Annotated in this window: 21 protein-coding genes; 12 read left to right on the top strand and 9 right to left on the bottom strand. The window is 68.4% G+C overall.

The genetic code is table 11. From position 1 onward, the window contains the following. The first annotated feature begins 49 nt into the window (after nucleotides 1-49). Complete coding sequence (locus ACYQ8K_RS22625; protein ID WP_459972488.1) at nucleotides 50-646, top strand: TetR family transcriptional regulator; 597 nt, start codon at nucleotides 50-52, stop codon at nucleotides 644-646. A gap of 5 nt (nucleotides 647-651) precedes the next feature. On the opposite strand, the gene ACYQ8K_RS22620 is transcribed toward ACYQ8K_RS22625, so the two are convergent. Continuing rightward, complete coding sequence (locus ACYQ8K_RS22620; protein WP_459972486.1) at nucleotides 652-1248, bottom strand: TetR/AcrR family transcriptional regulator; 597 nt, start codon at nucleotides 1246-1248, stop codon at nucleotides 652-654. 227 nt (nucleotides 1249-1475) lie between these two features. Here ACYQ8K_RS22620 and ACYQ8K_RS22615 point away from each other — a divergent pair, with 227 nt between their 5' ends. Genes ACYQ8K_RS22615 through ACYQ8K_RS22605 form a run of 3 tightly spaced genes read left to right on the top strand, consistent with a single transcriptional unit; the run spans nucleotide 1476 to nucleotide 5329 of the window. Next, entirely contained in the window at nucleotides 1476-3698 is a 2223-nt protein-coding gene (locus ACYQ8K_RS22615) for an acyl-CoA dehydrogenase (protein WP_459972484.1), read from the top strand. Nucleotides 3699-3707: 9 nt separating this feature from the next. Next, entirely contained in the window at nucleotides 3708-4916 is a 1209-nt protein-coding gene (locus ACYQ8K_RS22610; RefSeq protein WP_459972482.1) for a thiolase family protein, read from the top strand. A 2-nt stretch (nucleotides 4917-4918) separates the two neighbouring features. Further along, a complete protein-coding gene (locus ACYQ8K_RS22605) occupies nucleotides 4919-5329 on the top strand; it encodes a Zn-ribbon domain-containing OB-fold protein (RefSeq protein ID WP_459972480.1) in 411 nt (136 codons plus the stop codon). 1 nt (nucleotide 5330) lies between these two features. On the opposite strand, the gene ACYQ8K_RS22600 is transcribed toward ACYQ8K_RS22605, so the two are convergent. Beyond that, nucleotides 5331-6308: a LacI family DNA-binding transcriptional regulator gene (locus tag ACYQ8K_RS22600; protein WP_459972479.1), complete on the bottom strand. Its 978-nt coding sequence runs from the start codon at nucleotides 6306-6308 to the stop codon at nucleotides 5331-5333. 287 nt (nucleotides 6309-6595) lie between these two features. Here ACYQ8K_RS22600 and ACYQ8K_RS22595 point away from each other — a divergent pair, with 287 nt between their 5' ends. From ACYQ8K_RS22595 to ACYQ8K_RS22570, 6 genes are read left to right on the top strand one after another with little or no spacing between them, the layout of a single operon-like run. Then, complete coding sequence (locus ACYQ8K_RS22595; protein WP_459972477.1) at nucleotides 6596-7966, top strand: amidohydrolase family protein; 1371 nt, start codon at nucleotides 6596-6598, stop codon at nucleotides 7964-7966. A gap of 2 nt (nucleotides 7967-7968) precedes the next feature. After that, on the top strand, nucleotides 7969-10302 hold the full coding sequence (locus ACYQ8K_RS22590) for a CaiB/BaiF CoA-transferase family protein (protein WP_459972476.1): 2334 nt from the start codon (nucleotides 7969-7971) through the stop codon (nucleotides 10300-10302). Nucleotide 10303: 1 nt separating this feature from the next. Further along, a complete protein-coding gene (locus ACYQ8K_RS22585; RefSeq protein WP_459972474.1) occupies nucleotides 10304-10645 on the top strand; it encodes a hypothetical protein in 342 nt (113 codons plus the stop codon). A gap of 25 nt (nucleotides 10646-10670) precedes the next feature. Further along, entirely contained in the window at nucleotides 10671-11831 is a 1161-nt protein-coding gene (locus ACYQ8K_RS22580) for a thiolase family protein (protein WP_459972473.1), read from the top strand. Then, a complete protein-coding gene (locus ACYQ8K_RS22575; RefSeq protein ID WP_459972471.1) occupies nucleotides 11828-12262 on the top strand; it encodes a Zn-ribbon domain-containing OB-fold protein in 435 nt (144 codons plus the stop codon). Before ACYQ8K_RS22580 ends, ACYQ8K_RS22575 begins: the two co-directional genes overlap by 4 nt. Next, nucleotides 12259-12909, top strand: a complete 651-nt coding sequence (locus ACYQ8K_RS22570; protein WP_459972470.1) for a MarR family transcriptional regulator — start codon at nucleotides 12259-12261, stop codon at nucleotides 12907-12909. Before ACYQ8K_RS22575 ends, ACYQ8K_RS22570 begins: the two co-directional genes overlap by 4 nt. Here ACYQ8K_RS22570 and fadD1 read toward each other — a convergent pair. From fadD1 to ACYQ8K_RS22555, 3 genes are all read right to left on the bottom strand, one after another. Further along, the gene (gene fadD1 / locus ACYQ8K_RS22565; RefSeq protein WP_459972469.1) at nucleotides 12848-14482 is read right to left on the bottom strand and encodes a fatty-acid--CoA ligase FadD1; all 1635 of its coding nucleotides are present in this window, start codon (nucleotides 14480-14482) and stop codon (nucleotides 12848-12850) included. The two genes, ACYQ8K_RS22570 and fadD1, sit on opposite strands and share 62 nt — an antisense overlap. A 415-nt stretch (nucleotides 14483-14897) precedes the next feature. Continuing rightward, nucleotides 14898-15668, bottom strand: a complete 771-nt coding sequence (locus tag ACYQ8K_RS22560; RefSeq protein ID WP_459972467.1) for an SDR family NAD(P)-dependent oxidoreductase — start codon at nucleotides 15666-15668, stop codon at nucleotides 14898-14900. Between the two features lie 52 nt (nucleotides 15669-15720). Then, the gene (locus ACYQ8K_RS22555) at nucleotides 15721-16551 is read right to left on the bottom strand and encodes an alpha/beta fold hydrolase (protein ID WP_459972465.1); all 831 of its coding nucleotides are present in this window, start codon (nucleotides 16549-16551) and stop codon (nucleotides 15721-15723) included. Between the two features lie 67 nt (nucleotides 16552-16618). On the opposite strand from ACYQ8K_RS22555, the gene ACYQ8K_RS22550 reads away from it, so the two are divergent. Next, nucleotides 16619-17227 carry a TetR/AcrR family transcriptional regulator gene (locus ACYQ8K_RS22550; protein WP_459972462.1) on the top strand — a complete coding sequence of 203 codons (609 nt, stop codon included), beginning with the start codon at nucleotides 16619-16621 and terminating at the stop codon, nucleotides 17225-17227. 32 nt (nucleotides 17228-17259) lie between these two features. Here the strand turns inward: ACYQ8K_RS22550 and ACYQ8K_RS22545 are convergent, their stop codons facing one another. The 3 genes from ACYQ8K_RS22545 to ACYQ8K_RS22535 form a co-directional block, all read right to left on the bottom strand. Then, on the bottom strand, nucleotides 17260-17895 hold the full coding sequence (locus ACYQ8K_RS22545) for a TetR/AcrR family transcriptional regulator (RefSeq protein ID WP_459972529.1): 636 nt from the start codon (nucleotides 17893-17895) through the stop codon (nucleotides 17260-17262). A 1-nt stretch (nucleotide 17896) separates the two neighbouring features. Next, the gene (locus ACYQ8K_RS22540; protein WP_459972460.1) at nucleotides 17897-19186 is read right to left on the bottom strand and encodes a lipase family protein; all 1290 of its coding nucleotides are present in this window, start codon (nucleotides 19184-19186) and stop codon (nucleotides 17897-17899) included. 70 nt (nucleotides 19187-19256) lie between these two features. Beyond that, on the bottom strand, nucleotides 19257-20201 hold the full coding sequence (locus tag ACYQ8K_RS22535) for a CE1 family esterase (RefSeq protein WP_459972458.1): 945 nt from the start codon (nucleotides 20199-20201) through the stop codon (nucleotides 19257-19259). Nucleotides 20202-20275: 74 nt separating this feature from the next. Here ACYQ8K_RS22535 and ACYQ8K_RS22530 point away from each other — a divergent pair, with 74 nt between their 5' ends. After that, nucleotides 20276-20743: a MarR family winged helix-turn-helix transcriptional regulator gene (locus tag ACYQ8K_RS22530; RefSeq protein WP_459972456.1), complete on the top strand. Its 468-nt coding sequence runs from the start codon at nucleotides 20276-20278 to the stop codon at nucleotides 20741-20743. A gap of 7 nt (nucleotides 20744-20750) precedes the next feature. On the opposite strand, the gene ACYQ8K_RS22525 is transcribed toward ACYQ8K_RS22530, so the two are convergent. Further along, nucleotides 20751-21427 (bottom strand): polysaccharide deacetylase family protein (locus ACYQ8K_RS22525; RefSeq protein WP_459972454.1); only part of this gene is annotated, 677 nt, incomplete at its 5' end.

Here is a 21427-nt window from a genome sequence, read left to right as displayed (position 1 = left end):
GACTATGTCTTACGGTTGTGTGGCGATTCGCAGGAAACGGGGTGGGGACATGTCTGGTACAGCGTCCGCGACGCGGTCGCTGGCCGAGCGCCGGCGGGCGGCGACGCGTCAGCGCATCGCCACGGCCGCGGCCCAGCTGGTCGCGAGCCGCGGCCTGGCCGGGGCCACCGTCGACCGCATCGCCGACACCGCCGACATCGGCCGCGCGACGTTCTTCCGCTACTTCAACTCCAAGGAAGACGCCGTCGCCGAAGGCATGAACGCCCACTGGCTGGACCGGATCACCGCGGCGCTGGCCGCCCAGCCGCCGCAGCTGACCGCCATCGAGGCGGTGATCGGCGCGTTCGGTGAACTCGGCCGCGGGTCCGCCGAGATCGAGCCGCAGATCCGTGAATTGGCCACGCTGACAAGGTCATCCGAGACCCTGGACGCGTGGACACTGCACGTCTATGTGCGCTACGAGCGGGCCATCGCCAACCTCATCGCACCGCGGATACCCGGACTGACGGCGCAGGACCCACGCCCGCGACTGATCGGCGCGCTGGCGATGGCGGCGGTGCGCATCGCTCTCGACGATTGGCTGAGCCACGGGGGCTCCTTGCCCGACCGGGTGAGTCAGGGTCTGGCCGCGCTCACGGTCGGCTGAACCGCTCAGCTTTCGGTCAGGGCCGCCACGATGAGCCGGGTGGTCCGTTCGGCTCGCCGGCGCGAGTAGGGCTGCGCGCCCGACAGGATCGGGTACACCACCCCGCCGACGATGGCGTCCGCCGCCGATTCGGCGGTGGCCTCGTTGATGCCGTCGGCCAGCAGGCGGGCCCGCACGCTGTCGTGTAGGGGCGCACTGAATCCGGCGCGCAGTTTGACTGCGGTGTCCTCATGCTCCATGCAGGCGACCGTCAGGGTGCGCAGCATGGCCGAACCCCGCGGCGTCGTCAGGCTGGCGAACAGCTTGCCCACCCAGCCGACCAGGTCGGCGGCGAGATTGCCGGTGTGGTTGACCGACGCGAGCAGCCTGTCGGCGTCTTCGAGCATCACATCGGCGACCAGCGCGGGGCGGGTGGGCCACCAGCGGTAGATGGTCTGCTTGCCCACCCCGGCGCGCGCGGCGACCGCCTCGATGGTCAGCCCATCGAACCCGCGCTCGAGCAGCAGTTCGCGCGTGGCGGTGACGATCGCCGTGCGGGACTTCTCGCTGCGCCTCCTGGGCGAGCCGGCCGGCGCGTTCACCCCGCTCAGATCGGTTGGCATCGGGTGGTCCTCGCTTCTGCGAATTCGGATCGAAAGCCGCTCGCCGGGGATCGGGCGCGCTTTACATATCCTGACTCGCGCCGGTAGTCTTCCACAAGACGAGACGGTCCGTCTTGTACGCGGCGATCGCGAGCGCGGCAACGGCCGGGCGCGGCGGGTCGCCGCCATCGGAGGCGAAAGGATATGCAGTCCGTGCGGCCCACGCCAGTTATCTCTCGGCCGTCCTCGTGACCCTGGGACTGAGTCCGGAGCAGCAGGAGCTCAGCGACGCCGTGGCGCAGTTCGCCGCCCGCAATGCTCCCATTGCCGCGACGCGGGAGGCCTTCGACGACCTCGCGGCCGGCCGCGCGCCAGGCTGGTGGGATGCTTTGGTCGCCAACGGTTTCCACGCCGTGCATCTGCCCGAAGAGCTCGGGGGCCAGGGCGGCGGGCCGATCGATGCGGCCTGCGTCCTGGAATCGGCGGGCAAGTCGCTGCTGCCCGGGCCGCTGCTGCCGACGGTGACCGCCGGAGCCGTCGCGCTGCTCGCCGAACGAACGCCGCTCGCGGAGTCATTCCTGCGCGACCTGGCGTCGGGCGCCACCGCGGCGACCGTGCTCCCCGGCGACAGCCTTTCCGCGCGCTTCGACGGCGGACGGTGGCTGGTCACCGGCGCCTCGCAGGTCACCCAAGGAGCGTGCGCGGCGCGCACGATCCTGCTCGGGGCCCATACCGGGGACGGTGACGTCGTCTGGCTGCTGGTGGACCCCGAAAACCCCTCGGCCACAGTCGAACCCGTAGCAGGCACCGACCTTGTCGCCGACGCCGGAATCCTCCGACTCGACGACTACAGCGCGACCGAGTCGGAGGTCCTCAGCGGCATCGACTCCGATCGCGCGCGGTGCGTCGCCGTGGGTCTGGTGGCCAGCACGATGGCCGGCATCGCGCAGTGGTGCGTCGAGGCGGTCACCGCGCACCTACGCATCCGGGAACAGTTCGGCAAGGTGATCGGAACCTTCCAGGCGTTGCAACACAACGCCGCGATGCTGTTGGTCAACAGCGAATTGGCCACCGCGGCGGCCTGGGACGCGGTCCGCGCCGTCGACGAATCGCTCGACCAGCACCGCCTCGCGGCGGCGGGGGCGGCGACCATCGCGGTGTCGCCGATCCCGGACCTGGTGCTCGACGCCCTGACGATGCTCGGCGCCATCGGTTTCACCTGGGAACACGACGTGCACCTGTACTGGCGGCGGGCCATCAGCCTGGCGGGATCGATAGGCCCGGCGAATCGCTGGGCGCGGCGGCTGGGAGAGCTCGCGTGCACGCAGACACGCGACATGTCAGTCAATCTCGGCGACGCGGAATCGCAATTTCGTGCCTGGGTCGCCGAGACGCTGGATGCCGCCCTGCAGTTGCGCAACGACACACCCGCACCGCACGGCGACTACGCGGACCAGGCCTCCGGGCCGCAGCGCACGTTGATCGCCGACGCCGGTCTGATGGCGCCGCACTGGCCGGCCCCCTGGGGCGTCGGGGCGGACCCGTTGAAGCAGCTCATCATCGACGAGGAGTTCGCCAAGCGGCCCGGGCTGGTCCGGCCATCGCTGAACATCGCCGAGTGGATCCTGCCCTCGGTAATGGCCGCAGCACCAAAAGACCTGCAGGAAAAGATGATTCCGCCGACCCAACGTGGCGAGATTCACTGGTGCCAGCTGTTCAGCGAGCCGGGCGCCGGCTCCGACCTCGCGTCGCTGACCACCCGGGCGACCAAGGTCGACGGCGGCTGGCGGATCAACGGCCACAAGATCTGGACGTCGTTGGCGCAGTACGCCGACCTCGGTGCTCTGCTGGCCCGCACCGACCCCGAAGCCAGCAAGCACCGCGGCATCGGCTACTTCATTCTCGACATGCGATCGCCCGGCATCGAAATCCAGCCGATCAAGACGGCTACCGGGCAGGCGCACTTCAACGAGGTGTTCCTCAACGATGTCTTCGTTCCCGACGAGATGCTGCTGGGCGGCCCGACCGACGGGTGGAGCCTCGCGATCGCGACGATGGCCGAAGAGCGTTCGGCCATCAGCGGATACGTCAAGTTCGACCGGGCCATCGCATTGCGCAGGCTCGCCGCTGCGCCCGGACCCGACCGCGACGACGCCCTGCGCGAGCTCGGCGAGCTCGACGCCTATACCAACGCGATCAGGGCGCTCGGGGTACGCGAAACCATCCGGCTGCTCGACGGGCAGTCGTCGGGTCCGGCATCCAGCATCGCGAAGGTCGCGATGAATGTGTTGCTGCGGCGCACCTTCCAGGCCACGCTGCAGTTGACCGGGCAGGTGGCGATGGTCGACGACCCCGATGCCGCGGTCGTGGAGCCCTATCTGCATCTCCCGGCCGAGTTGATCGGCGGGGGGACCAGGGAGATCCAGCTCAACATCATCGCGCAGATGATTCTCGGCCTACCCCGGAAATAAGGACACAGCATGGGACTACGCGGAGAAGCCGCGATCGTCGGATACGTCGAACTGCCGCCCGAGCGCATGACCAAGGCGTCACCCGCGCCGTTCGCCATCGAGCAGTGGGCCGAACTCGGCGCCGCCGCGCTGGACGACGCGGGCCTGCCCTTCGACGTCGTCAACGGGATCGTCGCGTCACACCTGGCCGAGTCGGAGATCTTCGTGCCCTCCACGATCGCCGAATACCTGGGCGTGGGAGCGAGATTCGCCGAGCACGTCGACCTCGGCGGGGCCAGCGCCGCCGCCATGGTGTGGCGGGCCGCCGCCGCCGTCGAACTCGGCATCTGCGACGCGGTGCTGTGTGCGCTGCCCGCCCGCTACATCACCCCGATGTCGCCGAAGAAGCCCAAGGCCTACGGCGACGCGCTGTACTTCGGTTCGTCGAGCAACCAATACGGCTCTCCGCAAGCCGAATTCGAAATTCCCTACGGCAACCTCGGCCAGAACGGCCCGTACGGCCAGGTGGCCCAGCGCTACGCAGCGGTGTACGGCTACGACGAGCGGGCCATGGCCAAGCTCGTCGCCGACACCCGGGTCAACGCCAACCACACCGACGGTGCGATCTGGAAGGACAAGCCGCTCACCGTCGACGACGTGCTGGCCAGCCCGGTGATCGCCGACCCGCTGCACATGCTGGAGATCGTCATGCCCTGCGTCGGGGGCGCGGCGGTCGTCGTCGCCAGTGCGGACCTCGCCAAGCGGTCGCGCAATCGTCCGGTGTGGATCAAGGGATTCGGCGAACACGTGCCGTTCAAGACCCCGACGTACGCCGAGGATCTGCTCAACACCCCGATCGCCGCTGCCGCCGACACCGCCTTCGCGATGACCGACCTGACCCGTGACCAGATGGACATGGTCTCGATCTATGACTGCTACACCATCACCGTGCTGCTCTCGCTGGAGGACGCCGGCTTCTGCGAGAAGGGCAAGGGCATGGACTTCGTCGCCAACCACGACCTGACCTTCCGCGGCGACTTCCCGCTCAACACCGCCGGCGGCCAATTGGGCTTCGGGCAAGCGGGTTTGGCCGGCGGAATGCATCACGTCTGCGACGCCACCCGCCAGATCATGGGCCGCGCGGGCGCCGCGCAGATCGCCGACTGCAACCGGGCCTTCGTGTCCGGCAACGGGGGCATCCTGTCCGAGCAGACGACGCTCATCCTGGAGGGAGACTGACCGTGGCCACCTTCGAACGACCGATGCCCGTCAAAACGCCGACCAGCGCACCGTTTTGGGATGCGCTCGCGCAGCATCGCATCGTCATCCAGTACTCGCCGTCGTCACAGGCCTACGTGTTCTACCCGCGGGTGCGCGCGCCGCGCACCCTGGCCGACGACCTGGAATGGCGCGAAATCTCCGGGATGGGGACCCTCTACTCATACACGGTGGCCCATCGGCCGGTCAGTCCGCATTTCGCCGACGCCGTGCCCCAGCTGCTCGCCATCGTCGAATGGGACGAGGGCCCAAGGTTTTCCACGGAGATGGTCAACGTCGACCCGGCCGGCCTGAAGGTCGGGATGCGGGTGAAGCCGGTCTTCTGCGACTACCCCGAACACGAGGTCACGCTGCTGCGTTACGAGCCCGCCTGACCTAGGTCGACGACCGCACCACCAGGTGGGCGATGTCGGTCAGCTCGGGAGACGCCGGCGCGGGGTGCCCCAGCCGCTCGAAGACCGCGGCAAGCGCGGCGTCGGCGACCGCGCAGGGATCGAATTGCACCGTGGTCAACGGCGGCGTGCTCACCACGCCCATCGGGCTGGCGTCGACGCCCATCACCGCGAGGTCGCCGGGACAGCGCAGCCCCGCCTGATGAATCCCGTACAGGACGAGGCAGGCGATCTCGTCGCTTTGTGCGCACACCGCGGTCACCCCGTCACCCACCCAGCCGGTGACCACGTCGGCGGCGTTGTCCAGGGTGACCTCGTCGGCCCGCACGTCGGGAAGGCCGCGCAACTGCGCCGCCCGGGACACACCCTCGAACCAGTAGTCGCCCAGCGGGCGCCATCGCGCAATCCCGGTGTAGGCGAACGCGATCCGGCGATGGCCCCGCTCGACCAGGTGATCGACCCGCATCTCGCCCACGGACAGATGCGGATCTTTGAGCGCGGGCAGTGTGCCGATCTCGATGTGGGGAATTCCCGCGCTCGTCACCGCCTGCCGCGCGGCCGTGCTCAGCGGGAACAGGCTGGTGACCGCGACGGGATCCAGATTCTCGATCGCGTCGACCACGTGCTGGTCGTCGTCTGTCTCGAACACCTGCACCTGAAGAAAACCCTCGCGGGCCAGCGCGGTTGTCATCCGGCTGCCGGCCTGCATCGGCATCTCGCCCACGGCCACGTGCGGCACCACGTAGAGCACCACTCCGCTTTTGCCGCGCGCGAGGTTGCGGGCGGCCAGATTGGGCCGGTACCCGAGCAGTTTGGCCGCGCGGTACACCGCGTCGCGGGTCTCCGCGGAGATGCGGCGGCCCCGCGCGTTGTTGAGGACGTAACTGACCGTGGCGGTGGACACGCTGGCCAGTCGGGCCACGTCGGCGGTGGTCGGACGCGCAGCTTTATTGGTGCTCAACTTCCGTTACCTTCCGGGCCCGGTCATGCCCCATGGTGGCACGGGACGCCGATTGGCACCGCGCCATCCCACGCTCGGCACCCGGGCTTGCCGCCGCACCTCAGACTAATAGTCGATATCTGCACGCCGGTCGGAGGTGACCGGAGCTACCCCGGGGCTCGCGATAGCGTCGTTGCCACATCGTGGATTAAGCCCGATGAAGCCGTCATCCATGTCCCAGAGCCCGGTTGACACTGTGACATGCGCCATTATCTACTAGTCACTATCAACCGAACCAGGAGCGCGGCATGAACAAGGACGATCTGATCCTGATCAGCGTGGACGATCACATCGCCGAGCCGGCCGACATGTTCGACGCGCACGTCCCCGCCGCCTACAAGGACCGCGCCCCGCGGGTGGTCATCGAACCCGACGGCATCCAGCAGTGGTACTACGGCGAGATCCGCGGACGCAACATGGGACTGAACGCCGTCGCGGGAAAGCCGCGCGAGATGTACAACATCGACGCCTCACGCTACGACGAGATGCGGCCGGGCTGCTTCAACGTCGACGAGCGGGTGCGGGACATGAACGCCGGCGGCCAGCTGGCGGGGTTGAACTTCCCGAACTTCACCGGCTTCTCCGGCCAGGTCCTCAACCAGGGTCCCGACCGAGACACCAACCTGGTGATGATCAAGGCCTACAACGACTGGCACGTCGACGAATGGTGCGGGGCGTACCCGGGCCGATTCATCCCGTGCGGCATCCTGCCGCTGTTCGACGTGGCCGAGGCCGCCAAGGAGGTCAAACGGCTCGCCGCCAAGGGTTGTCACGCCGTCACGTTCTCGGAGAACCCAGAGGCGTTGCAAATGCCCAGCATTCACACCAGGTACTGGTACCCGTTGTTCGAGGCCGTCTGCGAAAGCAATACGGTGCTGTGCACCCACGTGGGCTCCGCGTCGCGCTCGCCGCAGGTGTCGACCGACGCGCCGCCCAGCGTGCAGATGACCGCCTCATCGATGATGAGCATGTTCACCTTCACCGAGCTGATCTGGGCGGAGTTCTGGGCGGACTTCCCACAGCTGAAATTCTCCCTGACCGAGGGCGACGTCGGCTGGATCCCCTACTTCCTCTGGCGGGCCGAGCACGTCTACAACCGGCACTCGGGTTGGACGCTGGCGTCATTCCCGCCCGGCTACGACGGGCCGACCGACGTGTTCAAGCGGCACTTCTACACCTGCTTCATCAGCGACAAAGTCGGTGTGCAGAACATGAATTGGTTCAACGAGGACATGCTGTGCTGGGAGTCCGACTTCCCACACTCCGACAGCAACTGGCCGTTCGCGCCCGAGGACATCATCGCCACCATGGGCCACCTCGACGACGCGGTGATCGACAAGATCACCCATCAAAACGCCATGGCCGCATACTCATTCGACCCGTTCCAGTACATCCCGAAGGAACACGCGCGGGCAGGCTACCTGCGCGCGCAGGCCACCGACGTCGACGTGGTCACCCATGTCGGCCGCCAGGCCAGCCAGCGTGACCGGGACGCGTGGACGCGGATGACGCAGTTCGCCCTGCAGGCACAGGCCTCGGCGCAGGCGCCGGTGACGGTCGAGGTATCAGATATTTCCGGGCGATCCGCCCGGCGTGGCGCCACCACCCTGGGCAACTGAGCGTGGCAGCCGAGCCGCCGTTCGCGGACTGGCGCGTGCTGGAGTTGTCCAACGGCCTGGCGGCGTCCTATTGCGGCAAGATGTTCGCCGACGCCGGCGCCGACGTCGTGAAAATCGAATCACCACAGGGTGATTCGCTGCGCGGCGGGTCGGCCGGCGGACCGCCCGGGGCGCTGTTCGGCTACCTGGCCGCGGGTAAGAAGTCAGTGGTCGACCACGGCCAGGCCGAGGTCAGCTCGCTGCTGGCCGGCGCCGACCTCGTGCTCACCGACCTCACCGACGGCTGGACGCTCGAGGCCATCACCGCCCATACCGCCGCGTCGGCCGTGGTCGCGGCCATCACGCCGTTCGGCACCAGCGGGCCCTACGTCGAAAACCAGGTCGCCGCCAACGAATTCATTCTGCAGGCGTTGTGCGGATCGATCGCCGGTCGCGGCTGGCCGGACGATGAGCCGGTGCAGGCCGGCGGCCGGCTCGGCGAGTGGCTGGCGGGCACCTTCGCGGCGGCGGTGGCCGCGGCCACAACGCGGCACGCCGCGCGCAGCGGCCGCGGCGAGATCATCGACGTCTCGACGTACGAGGCCATGGCGATCGCCATGGGCGGTCTGTCCGCCATGTCGGCCAGCGTGCTGGGCGCCGATTCGCTGCTGCACGAACGCAGCCTGGAGCTACCCTCGATCGTTGCGACGGCCGACGGCATGGTCGGCTTCTGCACCATCACCGCGCAGCAGTTCCAGGACTTCCTGGTGATGATCGAACGCCCCGATTTGGTCGACGACGCCGAACTGGCCTCGTTCGCCGGCCGCGTCGAGCGCCGCGACGAATTCCTCGCCATGGTGACCGATTGGACTGGGAGCCGAACCACCCAGGAGATCGTCGATCTCGCGGTGGCATTCCGGATTCCGGTCGCCCCCATTGCGACTCCCGAGATGCTGCCCGAGATCGACCACTTCGTACAACGCGGCGTCTTCGTCGAATCGCCGTCCGGGGTGTTGGCCCCGCGGGTGCCGTATCGCAGCGACGCGATGACCACGGGGGCGCCCGCGGAACCGCCGCAACTCGGCGCCGACACCGGGCGCGTGCGGTGGCCCGCCCGCCCCGAATCGGCGCACGGCGACGACGCCGAGGCACTGCCGCTGTACGACATCCGGGTCACCGACTTCACCGCCTTCTGGGCCGGACCGGTCGCCACCCAACTGCTGGGCGCCCTGGGCGCCGACGTGATCAAGATCGAGGGGGTGCGACGCCCCGACGGCATGCGGTTCTCCGCCGGCCGTCCACCCGACTGGGACCAATGGTGGGAATGGGGCCCAGTCTTCTTGTGCAGCAACAACAACAAGCGCGGCGTCAGCATCGAACTCGGCACCGAGGCCGGACGAGGGCTCGCCCTCGAACTCATCGCCGCGAGCGATCTCGTCATCGAGAACTTCTCACCTCGGGTGATGGCGAACTTCGGCCTGGAATTCGACGCGGTACGCACGGCCAACCCGCGGGCGATCATGGTCCGGATGCCCGCGTTCGGCCTCGACGGCCCGTGGCGCGACCGGGTCGGCTTCGCGCAGACCATGGAACAGGCCACCGGCATGGCGTGGATGACCGGACACGACGACGGCCCGCCGGTGATCCCGCGCGGTGTGTGCGATCCGATCGCCGGCCTGCACGCCGCTTTCGCCGCCGTCGCCGCGCTGGCAATCCGCGACCGCCGCGACGCCGGAATGCAGGTGGAGTCAACCATGGTCGAGGCCGCGCTGAACGTCGCGGCCGAAATGCTGGTCGAATATTCCCGGAATGGGATCGCGATGCGCCGCAATGGAAACCGCGGCCAGGACGCCTGCCCCCAGGGCGTCTACCGCTGCCGCGGTGACGACGAGTGGGTCGCGCTCGCCGCCATGGACGCCGCCCCCCGCTCGTCGCTGGCCGGCCTCCTCGGCCAGCCCGGGCTGGAGGAATCCGGCTGGGCCGAGCGCGCCGACGACATCGACAAACTCATCGCCGCCTGGGCCGCGGGACAATCGGTGACCGATGCCGTCGAGGCGCTGCGCGCCGCCGGAGTGGCCGCCGCGCGCGTCACCCCGGCCGCGGCGCTGCTGACCGATCCGCAGCTGCGGGCCCGCGGTTTCTGGGAGACGGTCGACCACCCCGTTGCGGGCACATTCCTTTGCACCGGAATGCCTTTCGCGTTCCTCGGCAGGCCGCGGCGCTGGATCCGGCGGGTGCCACCGCTGTACGGCCAGCACACCGACGAGGTGCTGACCGACATTCTGGGGCACAGCCGGGAGGAGCTGGCCGCGCTGCGGCAATCGGGAACCATCAGCGCCCGGCCGGCGGGCCTGTGACATGCCGGTCAGCCTATGCGTGCCGCCCCGCGCCGGCGAGCTGTGCGCGCCGGTGCGCTTCCTGGTGCGCCAGGACTCGGTGGTGATGGAGCTGACCGCGCGGCACCGCATCACCAGCGTCGAATGGGACGACGACGAACACGCCGTCGCGATGGTCGTCGAGATCACCGACCCGCAGACGGCGCGGCCGATCGACGTGCGCATCGACGTCGTCGAACTGGATGCGGCCGCTTACACCGGGAACGCCGATCCACACGGCAAGACGATCGGCACCATCACCCGCGACGGGCGGCAATACGAGGTCCGCGGCACCTACCTGGGTGTCGTCGCTGACGAAAACTGAAGGGCTGCAACGGAATGGATCATCAGTGACGACGCCGAAACGCACCGCCGCTATCGTCGGCGTGCACAACACGCGGCAGGGGCGCCGTCTGGACGGCGAAACCTCGCGCGGCCTGGCGATCAAGGCGATCCGGGGCGCGCTCGACGACGCCGGCCTGACCCTCGACGACGTCGACGGCATCAGCGCCAGCCCACACTCGACCTCGCTGATCTACGACCTGAGGATCGGGCCGGCCTGGCAGGGCCTGGCGTTCGGGGTCGGCATGATCACCGAGGCGGTGACCGCCATCGAGCACGGCATGGCCGACGTGGTGGTGCTGGTCGCCGCCCAGGCCGGCGAGTACCGCGACCACGAGGCCACCGCGCCATGGACCCGGCCCGAGAACGAATTCGTCGCCCCCTGGGGCATGTTCACCACCGCCGAGTTCGCGCTCATCGCGCGGCGCCACATGCATGCCTATGGCACGACGCGCGAACAACTTTCGATGGTGGCGGCGACCATCCGCAACAACGGCTCACGCAACCCCGAAGCCGTCTACTACGAACGTGGGCCGTTCGCCCCGCAGGACATCACCGCGTCCCGGCCCATCGCCGACCCGTTCCATTTGCTGGACTGCGCCACCACCTCCGAGGGAGGGTGTGCGCTGGTCGTGGCCAACATCGATGCGGTCGACGCTGCGGGCCAACCCATCTACGTGCTCGGCAGCGGCGCGGACTTCCACGGCCCGTCCTACCAGCACCCGCCCGCATTCGACCTCGCCGGGCGGCGTGGGGATCACGTCAACGGCGTAGTGGGCCGGCGCGCCGCCGACTGTGCGTTCAACCATGCGGGGCTGCGCCGCGACGACGTCGACGTGCTGGAACTCTACGACCCGTTCTCCTTCGAAATCATCCGTCAACTCGAGGCTTTCGGCTTCTGCGGTGATGGCGAGGGCGGCCCGTTCGTGGCCGACGGTCACATCGCCATCGACGGCAGCCATCCGATCACCACCGACGGGGGGACCATGTCGTTCAGCCACGCGGGCGCCAATCCGCAGATGATGCAGCGGGCCATCCGCGCGGTCCAACAGCTGCGCGGACAAGCCGGCGATCTTCAGGTCCCCGACGCCCATATCGCGTTGTGCAGCAACGGGGGAGCCGGGGCCCTGTTCACGACGGTGCTGATCCTGGGAGACGAACCACGATGACCTCCGACCCGTTGCGGCCTCAGACCGGACCCGTCCCGCACGCGAGCAGCCACGTCAGCGGGCCGTTCTGGGAGCGATGCCGGTCCCACGAGCTGCGCTACCAGCGTTGCGCGGCTTGCGGATCGGCGAACTTCCCGCCGACCGAACATTGCCGCCAGTGCCTTTCGGAGGACCTCAGCTGGCAGCGGGGCAGCGGGCGTGGCGAGATCTACAGCTGGACGGTCGTATACCGGCCGGTCACAGCGGAATTCGAGCCGCCGTACGCGCCGGCCATCGTCACCCTGGACGAGGGCTACCAGATGTTGACCAACGTCGTCGGCGTACCACCGGAAGCCCTGGACGTCGGCCTGCGGGTGCGGGTGGAGTTCCACGCCACCGGGCCCGACGTGACGCTGCCGTACTTCACCGGCGCCCAGACGGACGGCTCGTGAGCCCCAGGACCGCCAACGGCCTGCCGGTCACCGCCTACCTGGTGCTGGGGGTGCTGGCGGCCAACGACGAGCAACTGACCGCCGGCGAGATCAAGATGCGCGCGGAACTGTCGGTCGGCCACTTCTATTGGTCCCCGTCGGTCAGTCACGTGCGGCGCGAATTGACCCGTCTGCTGCAGCGGGGCATGGTCGGCGAGATCGGCGCGCAATCCGGCAAGCGCGCGATCACCTTGTACGAGGCCACCGACGCCGGCCTCGAGGCGCTGCGCCGCTGGGTTCAGCTTTTCCCGGGCCAGGACCAGGTGGTGATCAAACACCCGGTCATCCTGAAGACCTGGCTGGCCCGCGGGCAGGACCCCGAGCACGTCCTCGACACGCTGGACCGGCATTTGGAGGCGACCCGGGCCCGGCTGGACGAGGCGTTGTGGTCGCGGCAGCGCTCGGTCGAGCTCGGCATCACCGAGGACCCCGAGCAGCGCTACTCGTTCGCGGTGCTGGACTACGCGATCCGCGGGCTGTACGCGGAGATCTCGAACATCTCCCAGTTGCGCGACGAGATCGCCGCCGGCACAACCCGAGACCCGGTCAAACGGGTGCGATGGTCGAAGGGGCAGATCCGCCGCCGGGCACCGAGGAACCCGGGGTAGCCGTGTACGCCGTGCCCCGTGGCTCGCGCTGCCACAGCACCTCTCCCGGCCCGACGTCCGTTCCCTGAGCGATCAACTGGCGCTTGAGCACCTTGTGCGTTGCGGTGCTGGGCAGGTCGGGGGCGATGCGGACGTAGCGTGGGCGCGCCTTGGGGGACAGGTCGGGCTGCGCGTCCAGGAACGCCTCGAATTCGGCGGGCCCGAGGGTGTGGCCGTCGTTCAGGACGATCGCGGCCATCACCTGATCACCGACGTGACCGTCGGCGACGGCATAGACCGCGATGCGGCTGATCGCACTGTGGCGCAACAGAATCCGCTCGATCGGCGCCGCGGCCAGGTTCTCGCCGTCCACGCGCATCCAGTCCGCGGTGCGCCCGGCCAGGTAGATCCATCCGTCGGCGTCGCGGTACGCCAGGTCGCCGGACCAGTACATGCCGTGGCGCATGCGTTCGGCGTTGGCGTCCGGGTCGTTGTAGTAGCCGGTGAAGAAGCCCGAACCCGCCGTGTTGACCAACTCGCCGATCGCTTCGTCGGCGTTGAGCAGCGCCCCGTCGGCATCGAACCGGGCGACGGCGCACTCGGTGACGGTGTCGCTGTTGTAGATCGCGATCCCGTCCATGCCTTTGCCGATCGAACCCTTGGGCGTGCCCTGTTCGCGTATCACGATGACGGCGTTCTCGGTGGAGCCGAAGCCGTCCTCGACCTGCACACCGAAGCGGCGGGCGAATTCGTCGATGTCCTTGTCGTTGGCCTCGTTGCCGAAGGCCACCCGCAGGGGATTGTCGGCGTCGTCGTCGCGTTCCGCGGTGGCGAGGATGTAGGCGAGCGGCTTGCCCACGTAGTTCATGTAGGTCGCGCCGTGGCGGCGGATGTCGTCGAGGAAACTGCGTGCCGAGAACTTCGCCGGCACCATGGCGGCACCGGAGCACACCGCGGGCGCCCACCCGGCGACGACCGCGTTGGAGTGAAACAGCGGCATCGAGACGTAGCAGGTGTCCCGTTCGGTGAGGCCGAAGCGCTGGACCAGGTTCAGTCCGGCGAACGTCGCCATGAGGTGTGATACCTGCACCGCCTTGGGATTTCCGCTCGTCCCCGAGGTGAAGATCATCATGAAGGCGTCCATCGCGGTGACCTCGCGATGCGGCTTCATTTCACCGGCGGCGTCGAGGAATTCGCGCCACTGTGGAGTCGAGGAGTCGAGGACCTGCGTGGCGCCGAGGTCCAAGCCGTCCAGCAGCGGCCGGTGTTCGGCGTCGGTGACGACGAACTGGCAGTCCGCGCGCCGGACGTCGGCGGCCAGCGCCTCACCGCGCCGGGTGGTGTTCAGCCCGCACAGGACGTAGCCGCCGAGCCCGGCCGCGGCCATCTGGCTGACCATCTCGGGGGTGTTTCCCAGCAGGGCGCCGATGTGCATCGGCCGCTGTGGGTCGGCCGCGGCCAGCAGGGCGGCCGCCCGCGCCGCGGCGCCCGCCAGATACTGACGCCAAGTCCATTGCACGTCACGGTATTTCACCGCGACTCCGGGATCGGACAGGCGGTTGCGCAGCAGCGCCTGAATCGTGTCGTCAGCCATCGGTCGGATTCACCCTCACTCCGCCCGTACTACGAGACGAGACGGTCCGTCTTATAGTAGCGGGCGGCGCAGCGCCGCCAAGCCTCAGCACCGGCGGACGCATAACCCGCACCACCTCGCGTTGTGGAAATTGTCATACCCATTTCGCCCAGGATTCCCGATCGAAGACCGCGTGTATAGCCATTCCGTTCGCATTCAGCGGCCATCATGGAACCCATGCTCTTTGAGTTGCACAGGTCGCTGATCCTGCTCAGGAATCGAGCGCGCGAATATCGCCTCGAAGTCGCACAATCGCGGTCGATGGGCGTCTCCGGCCGGCGGCGTCGCCGCAGTGAACCGGCCGCGCCCGCAGACAACGACCAAAACTGATATCGCTCAACGCCGTTGGCAATCGAGGCGATCGCCGGCCGACTGCCTAACCACCCACCATCATCAGGCCGCCGTCGACGGCCAGCAGTTGGCCGGTGATGAAGCCCGAGCCGGGGCCGGCCAGGAAAACGAGCATCGGGCCGACGTCGCGGGCGGGCTCACCCAGCGTGCCGCCGAGCGGGATCATCATCTGCATCTGCTGGTCGATCAGGGCCGCGGCGTCCGGACCGAGAAAATCGCGCAGCCGATCGGCGCCCGCCGTCTGCACCGCGGGCGCCAGGGCATTGACCGTGATGTGGTCGGCGGCCCAGGCCTTGGCGGCCGACCGCGTCCAGGCCTGGACCGCGCCCTTCGTCGCGGCGTAGACGGCCGATATCGGGCTGCCCATCACGGCTTCGGATGACCCGAAGTTGATGATGCGTCCCCCCTTGGGGTCTTGGTCCTTCATCACCGCGTAGGCGGCCTGGTTGGTGAGGATGGTCGCCTTGATGTTGGTGTCCAACAGGAATGAGATGTCGTCGGCGCCGATGTAGCCGGGAATCCCCGCCTGCCACAGCCCGGCGGCGTTCACCAGCACGTCGAGCCCCCCGAGGCGCTGCGCCGCCGCGCCGACCATCGCCGTGACGGCCTCGGCCTCGCGCACGTCGCACCGCAACCACTCGGCCGTGAGGCCGTCCGGCGGTGGCGTCTGGTGATAGGTCGCGGCGACCCTGGCCCCCGCCTCCGTCAGGACGGAGACGGCGGCCGCGCCGATACCGGTGGCGCCGCCGGTGACCAGGATTCGCCTGCCGAACAGGGGAGACGTCGCGTCTGACATGGCCACGACGCTACCGCGAGCGAACGCCGCCGCCGCGGCGGCATCACGCCGGTCAGGCGCGCACCGCGATCGTCGACAGCAGGTCGGCGAGCCGGTCGGGCTGATCGATCATGGAAAAGGTCCTGGCCCCCGCGATGACTTCGAGGCGGGCGTTGGGAATGGTCGCTGCCAGCCGCGCCCCGTCGTCCTGCTCGAAGAACACGTCGTCGCCCGACCACGCGATGAGCGTCGGCTTGTCGAAGTCGTACAGCCGGGCCGCGGCCGTCGTCGTCACCTCGGTCCGCATCGACAGGGTGAACTGTCGCAGATCCTCGGCGACCGCCGGCAGCGACAGCGCCGGGCGCACCCAGAGCTCGGTGAGCTCATCGATGTTGCGATGCGCCAACCCATCGAACGCGCGCTTGCGTGCCGCCGGCACCCGCATGGCCTGGGCCACGGCCCGGAACGTCGCCTTCGACCTGGCCGCCAGGATCACCGGCTTGAGGATCGGAGGTGGAAAGTGTTCGAACGCATCGCAACTCGTGAGCACCAGCGCGCCCAGCCGCTCGCGATGATGCACGGCCACCAGCTGCGTGACGACGCCGCCGGTGTCGTTGCCGACCAGCACCACATCCCGCAGGTCGAGCGCGGCGAGCACTTCGGCGACCATGCCGGCAACACCGGTGATGGTCCGGTCGGCGCCGCGGCGCAGCGGCTCCGGATGCGCGCCCAACGGCCAGGTCGGGGCGATGCAGCGCAGACCACGGGCGGCAAGGCGCTCGCTGACCTGGCGCCACAATTGCCCGCCCATCATGTATCCGTGCACGAAGACCACCGGCCTGCCGTCCTCGGGTCCGGTTGCTTCGTAATGGATGGTTCCGGCACTAATGTCGATCGTCGACATAGCAAACTCCTACTTCAGAGATACACTTACAAACAGGCTGCCTGTTCGTAAGTTACCAACAGGTTGTATGGAAAGCAAGAGACGGACCCAGGAAGAGCGCTCCGCGGCGACCCGCGACGCGCTGATCGCGGCTGCCCGCAAGCTGTGGGGGCTGCGGGGCTACGCCGACGTGGGCACGCCGGAGATCGCCACCGCCGCCGGCGTCACCCGGGGCGCGATGTATCACCAATTCGCCGACAAGGCAGCGTTATTCCGCGAGGTCATCGAGGTCGTCGAGCAGGATGTGATGGGGCGGATGGCCGTCGTGGTGGCCGAATCCGGGGCCACCACGCCCACGGAGGCGGTCCGCGCCGCGGTGGACGCGTGGCTCGACGTTTCCGGCGATCCCGAGGTGCGCCAGCTGATCCTGTTGGATGCGCCGAGCGTGCTCGGCTGGGCCGAATTCCGTGATGTCGCGCAGCGATACAGCCTCGGCATGACCGAGCAGATGCTCAGCGAGGCCATCCGGGCCGGCGAACTGGCCGAGCAGCCGGTGCGGCCGTTGGCCCACGTGCTGATCGGCGCGCTCGACGAGGCGGCCATGGTGATCGCCACCGCCGACGACCCGCAACGGGCCCGTCGAGAAATCGGTCAGGTACTGCACCGGCTCATCGGCGCGATGTTCGACGCGCGGTGAGGTCGAAACTCCCGGCCACCGACCGACTTCCGTCAACTCCCGCGAACACTGGCGACGCCGGTGATGACGCCTTGGATCAGCCGATCCAGGTGCTCGGCATCGTCCACGGCCGGCTGGCCCGCGACGAAGGTCAGCATGATGCCGTTGATGAACGCGAGCGTGGCGATCGCCTGGTCGTCGACCAGCGCCGGATCGGGCGCGCTGTCGGCGGGATGCCACTGGGTGACGACGTCACGCGCCAGCGCGTAGAGGCGGGCGGCGGAGTCGCTGAGGGCCGCGGCCAGCTCGGTGTCGCGGCCGGCGAGCAGCGCGAGTTCGTAGCGCGCCTTGGCGCGGGTCAACCAGGGCTCGCTGTTGACGTACATCACGATGCGCGCCAGGCCCGCGGTGCCGGTGAACTGGGTGGCGTGATCCTCGGCGAGCTCGGCCATCATCGAGAAGTCGGCGAGGTCGAGTTCGGCCAGCCGCGTCGCCATCGCGTGCATCAGCGCCTTGCGGGTCCGAAAGTAGAACGACGTGGTGCCGGCCGGCACACCGGCATGCTCGTCGACCTTCGGGTGACTGACGCCGTGCACCCCGTTGCCGCCCAGCAGTTCGATCGCGGCGTCGGCGAGCTGGCGGCGCCGCTCCGCCGCGTTGTGCTTTCTACGTGCAGCGATACACCCCAGTTTAGAACTGGCCGCAGTTCGGTGCGGTGGGCTCGCCGTTGAAGCGGGCGGCGATCCATTGCATGGCGGGTTCGCCGTCGACCAGCATCGGCAACGCATGGTTGATGACGAGCTTGTTGAGGAAGGGCGGCTCTTCGTTGGTGCGGAATTCGACGTCGGCGCCCTGGGCGCACCAATCGCGGCCGAGCTGGTTGGCTGCGGTCCACGGCACCAGCGGATCGTAGCGATTGCTGTCGATCATCACCGGCGCGTTGGGTTTGTAGCGCCCGATCCGCTGATCTTCGAACATGGTGCTGAACGGCTCTTCGTTGACCAGTTGATTGATGTCCTCGGTGAAATAGGGCTGGATATGACGAAACATGAAGTCCAGCAACGTCTGTCCCACGCACTGGCGTGACACCGATTCGAGCATCGCCAGCCCGCGCGGGGTCATCTTGGAGCGGATGGTGTCGGCGAACTCCGGGTAGGCCGCCATCACGCTGTTCAGCGCGTACCCGACGACACCGACCAGGGCGCTGCCGTCGGCGTAGGGGAACAGCTCCTTGAGGTTGGCCGGCGGCGCCCCGGCGTAGGTGCCCACGATATGGAGGTCGGGGGCGTAGGCCGACGCCAGCTCGGCCGCCGAAGCGGTTGCGCCGCCGCCCTGCGAATAGCCCCAAAAGGCCACCGGCCCATGCGGATCCAACGACGTTCCGGGTAGCTTCATGGCGGCGCGGGCGGCATCGAGCACGGCCTGGCCCTCGGCTACCCTGCCCACATAGGTGTGCATCGACGGGGTGCCCAGGCCCTGGTAATCGGTCATCACGATGGCGAAGCCACGGGCGACCATGGTGGCGACGAACAGCTCCTCGTAGTTGAACATGATGTCCCAGCCGCCCGAATAGTGGATGCCCTGGTTGAACATTCGCGACGGGGCGCACTGATTGCCCTGGCCCTGGGTCCCGGGTGCGTAACTGATCAACGGCCGCGGCCCACCGCCGGGCCAGTCGTTATAGGGCTCGAAGTAGGTGCCGGTGACCGCGATGGGGTTGCCGCGGGTATCGGTGCTGCGGTACATGATCCGAGTGCCGGTGGCCATGATCGCGCCCAGCTGGCCGGACGGCTCCAGCACCAGCCGCGACGGCTCGGTGCGGATCAGGTCGCCGGGCTGGCCCGGCGGTAGGGGATCCGGCGGTAGATAAAAGTCGGCGTACTGCGGTTCGTCGCCGCCGTCGGCCCGCGCATTTCCGACACCGACGAATGCGGAAACAATTATCAGTAGTGCTGCGAAAACTCCCCCGGCCCGACGCATTACGGAACGGTAACAATCAACGGGTCGCCAGCGGAAGAGTAATCTCTAAATTTTTAGAGATCGATTGTCGCTACCGATGTTTCTGGCTGAAGAATTGCCAGATGGTGTCCGTGGCGTCGAGCGCCGTCGACGGCGCCGGGATCCCGGCGACCTTTTCCGCCAGGGGACTCGGCTCGCCGCCCGGCCATTGATGGCCGGCCCCCGCCACCGAGATCAGCTGCACGGTGCGCTCGTCGGCGCAGCCCGCCGTTTGCGTGGTCACGCCGCCGGCGGTGGTCGAGGTCGGCGCCCCGCATCCGTCGATGGCGCGCCAGGTGGCATTGACGGATTCCACCGACGGGCCGTCGACGCGTGGGGATCCGTTGATCGCGAACGCCTTTCCGGGGCCGCCGTTATACGGCACGCGGTCGTCGGCGGTGCCGTGGATCTGCAGCACGGATGCCGGCCGCGCCGCGGAGCAGTCGGTCAGCAGGGTGCCGGCCACCGGTGCGATCGCCGCGAAGGTGTCGGACTGGCAGCCCAGGCGAAGCGCCATCATGGCACCGTTCGACATGCCCGTGACATAGATCCGCGCGCGATCGACCGGGATCTCCTGCTCGATGGCGCCGACCATGGCGGTGATGAATCCGACGTCGTCGGTGTTGAGGTGTCCGGGCTCGCCGCAGCAGGTGCCGGCGTTCCAGGCCCGGTTGAGTCGGTCGGGGTAGGCGACCAGGAAGTGTCCGTTGTCCGCCTCGGCGTCCCAGTGGTAGGAACGCTCGGCCTGCGCACCGTTGCCGAAGCCGCCGTGCAGCATCACCACCACCGGCACGGCCTCGAACAGCCCCTCCGGCCGGTACAGGTGAAAGGTCCGGTTCGCTCCGCCCGCGGAGATGCTTTGCGTGGATCGCCCCACCGGGATCGATTGCGCGCCAGGGTTTCCCAGCGCATGACCGCCGCCTAGACATCCGCCGAGCACGACAACCAGAACGGGCGGCAGGCAGACGCTGGCCACCCGGATCCATCCCCATCGCATGAGCACAGCGTGGCACCGATGCGCAGTTTTGACAAGTAACTTGTCAATCCGGGTTCGGGTGGCAGACTGTCGACATGGCACAGGAACCGGGTTCCGGGTGGGAGCCCACCGTGCCGGCGCTGGTGAACCTGGTCGCCGCCGGCGGGGCGCCGCACTTGCGTGCGGCGTTCGCCGCGGCGGGTCTCGACGGGATCCGTCCCGCGCAATCGGTCGCCCTGGTGCCGTTGGCGGCGGGCGGATTGCACGCATCCGATCTGGCCGATCGCCTCAGGGTGAGTCGCCAGGCGGTGGCCCAGGCGATAGCGGCCCTGGAGCGGCATGGCTACGTCACCCGAGGGCCCGACCCGGTGGACGCGCGTGCCCGCATCATCGAGCTGACCGCGCGCGGCCGCCGGGCGCTGCAGGTAATGCGCTCTAACGCACTGGCTTTGGAGCAGCGATGGGCCGAAGTGCTGGGCGAGCGACGGCTGGGGGAGTTACGCGAGACTCTGACGGCGTTGCTGGCCAGTGAGGCCGGTGTGCCGCCGAAATCAGTTGACTAGCGGCCCGTTACGGCGTCTTGAGGAACACGTCGTTGAGCGTGACGGTGCGGAGGTTCCGGTCGCGGATGATGTCCACGAGTTGCGGATAGACATGCGTCACCGGCAGATGATTGAGGTGTCCGATCACGATGGACTGCGGCGTGAAGTACTGATCGGCCATCTGCACGATGTACTCCTCGGTGATCAACGTCGAGTCCGACAGCGATCCCGACCACAAGGTCGGGACCTTGTAACCGAGGTCGGCGGCCACCGCGTCGACGGCCGCGTTGCGCTTGGCGTACGGCGGCCGCCAATACGGCTTGGCGCCGATCCCGTACGTGTTCTTCAGAAACGCATCGTTGCGTGAGAGCTGTTCGGCGACTTGCTCTTTCGTCAGGGTGGTCAAGTCCGGGTGTGACCAGGTGTGGTTGCCGAGCTGAATCTGCCCGCTGTCCACCAACGGCCGAAGCATCTCCAGATTCTCGGTCCACGAGTCATAGACCCCGTTGACGAAATAGGTCAGCCGGATGTCGGTGTCCTTGGCGAACTGCGTATAGGCCCGCACCACCTCGCTGTTGACGCCGTCGTCGACGGTCAGCGCGAGCAGATCGCCCTCGCCGGGGATCTTCGTCAGGGCGCCACCGCCGGGCAGCGGGATGCGGGCGCTCGGTGGCGGGGGCGGCAGCAGGGCCTGTGGGGCGGTCG

The organism is Mycobacterium sp. MUNTM1 (genome assembly GCF_054660795.1).
This window is presented reverse-complemented; position numbering and strand designations above follow the sequence as displayed.

Excerpts from the sequence above, each read along its gene's own strand:
- ACYQ8K_RS22625 (WP_459972488.1), top strand. The coding sequence starts at position 50 with ATGTCTGGTACAGCGTCCGCGACGCGGTCGCTGGCCGAGCGCCGGCGG.
- ACYQ8K_RS22620 (WP_459972486.1), bottom strand. The coding sequence starts at position 1,248 with ATGCCAACCGATCTGAGCGGGGTGAACGCGCCGGCCGGCTCGCCCAGG.
- ACYQ8K_RS22610 (WP_459972482.1), top strand. The coding sequence starts at position 3,708 with ATGGGACTACGCGGAGAAGCCGCGATCGTCGGATACGTCGAACTGCCG.
- ACYQ8K_RS22595 (WP_459972477.1), top strand. The coding sequence starts at position 6,596 with ATGAACAAGGACGATCTGATCCTGATCAGCGTGGACGATCACATCGCC.
- ACYQ8K_RS22585 (WP_459972474.1), top strand. The coding sequence starts at position 10,304 with ATGCCGGTCAGCCTATGCGTGCCGCCCCGCGCCGGCGAGCTGTGCGCG.
- ACYQ8K_RS22575 (WP_459972471.1), top strand. The coding sequence starts at position 11,828 with ATGACCTCCGACCCGTTGCGGCCTCAGACCGGACCCGTCCCGCACGCG.
- fadD1 (WP_459972469.1), bottom strand. The coding sequence starts at position 14,482 with ATGGCTGACGACACGATTCAGGCGCTGCTGCGCAACCGCCTGTCCGAT.
- ACYQ8K_RS22560 (WP_459972467.1), bottom strand. The coding sequence starts at position 15,668 with ATGTCAGACGCGACGTCTCCCCTGTTCGGCAGGCGAATCCTGGTCACC.
- ACYQ8K_RS22555 (WP_459972465.1), bottom strand. The coding sequence starts at position 16,551 with ATGTCGACGATCGACATTAGTGCCGGAACCATCCATTACGAAGCAACC.
- ACYQ8K_RS22550 (WP_459972462.1), top strand. The coding sequence starts at position 16,619 with ATGGAAAGCAAGAGACGGACCCAGGAAGAGCGCTCCGCGGCGACCCGC.
- ACYQ8K_RS22540 (WP_459972460.1), bottom strand. The coding sequence starts at position 19,186 with ATGCGTCGGGCCGGGGGAGTTTTCGCAGCACTACTGATAATTGTTTCC.
- ACYQ8K_RS22535 (WP_459972458.1), bottom strand. The coding sequence starts at position 20,201 with ATGCGATGGGGATGGATCCGGGTGGCCAGCGTCTGCCTGCCGCCCGTT.
- ACYQ8K_RS22530 (WP_459972456.1), top strand. The coding sequence starts at position 20,276 with ATGGCACAGGAACCGGGTTCCGGGTGGGAGCCCACCGTGCCGGCGCTG.